This is a genomic window from Sphingobium wenxiniae, from assembly GCF_007830065.1.
Taxonomy (GTDB): Bacteria; Pseudomonadota; Alphaproteobacteria; order Sphingomonadales; family Sphingomonadaceae; genus Sphingobium; species Sphingobium wenxiniae.
The window spans coordinates 1-1307 of the sequence record NZ_VLKK01000077.1 but is presented as its reverse complement, the minus strand read 5'-3'; the positions used below and the strand labels follow the sequence as shown (position 1 = coordinate 1307).

Annotated in this window: 1 protein-coding gene; it reads right to left on the bottom strand. The window is 63.1% G+C overall.

The genetic code is table 11. From position 1 onward, the window contains the following. On the bottom strand, positions 1-976 hold a 976-nt coding region (locus tag IQ35_RS20930), incomplete at its 3' end, for an IS1380-like element ISKpn23 family transposase (protein ID WP_145076245.1). Positions 977-1307 lie beyond the last annotated feature (331 nt).

Here is a 1307-nt window from a genome sequence, read left to right as displayed (position 1 = left end):
TGGTGACGATGAAGCCGACACGCGGGAACAGTTCGCCCGGATGCCATTCGATCTTGGCGATCACCCGGCGTTCCTTGTCCCAGGATGCCGCCTGATACTCGAAGTCTTCGTAGAAGCGCTTGACCTTGGTCAGCGAAGGTCGCCCGACAGGGCGCGTCAGCCGATGCGCGATCTTCTCGCGCAGGACGTTGTTCGCAGGCAGCCGGATGGCGTAGAAGAATCGGGCTTCTTCCAGCCGCTCATAGATCGCGGGGATCGCGTAGGCGGCGTCAGCCCGGAAGAACCGGCCGCAAAGGTCGCGCTCCGCGTAGCGGGCGATGACGGGGTCGAGAACGTCCCGCCAGCCATCGGCGCTGTGGACGTTGCCATGGCGCAAGGCGCAGCGCTCCAGCATGCCGAACTGGTTGAACAAAAAGTTCGGGTGATAGCAGGTGCAGTCGAAATGCCCGTTCCAGGCCGCGCCCTCCTGATCGCCATGGGTGGGGCTGACCGAACTGTCCATGTCCAGAACGATGTACTTCAGCCCGTTACGGTCATGGAACCGGTCGATCCATTGGCCATTCAGGTCGGCCAGCGCGGCACGGTTCTCGGGCTGTGCCAGTGTCTCGGTCTCGAACCGTCCCATCTGCGAGGCCGAGGCCGCTTGCGCATCGACAGCCCTTCCACCCACGACCTGGCGCATCACCGGATCGAGGGCCAGGCGGTCGGCGTCGTTCACATCCTCGTATCCGGCCAGTCGCCCGAACACCGATTGCCGGAACAACCCGTCAAGCCGGTGGACCGTGTTCTTGCCGCGCCGGGTGTCGCGCAATGCTTTTGCCGCCAGATCGGACAGCCCGAGCGCGTCATCCAGCTCGCGCATCACCAGCAGGCCGCCGTCGGAACTGAGCTGCGCACCTCGGAACTCCACATGCACCCGGCGGTCGAACTCGACCCGATCTGCCCGCTTCGAACCCGCACCCTCTGGGTGATCCATCAAACGCGCCCCTCACGGCCATCAACACCATGATTTATATCGGAAATATTGAGATCCTGACAGCAAAATCAGCGATTTACTTGGGGAATGTGGGTCTACATCGAGCAGATCCAGCGCGAACCCCAAATGGCGCGGGCGGTGGGGCAGTTGCTCCACGAGCGCGAGCTGGTCCTGCAACGGGATCGCGGCATGAGCCTGTGAGGGTGACGGAAAACCCTGAAATCGGGGTTTTCGTGCGGACTTCCAATGCGTCAGGGTTTTTCGTGCAGCCAGATCGCAGCGGCGGCGTGGTCGCGACTGGGGCGGTCAGCCATGCGCGGGTTCAGGTGAA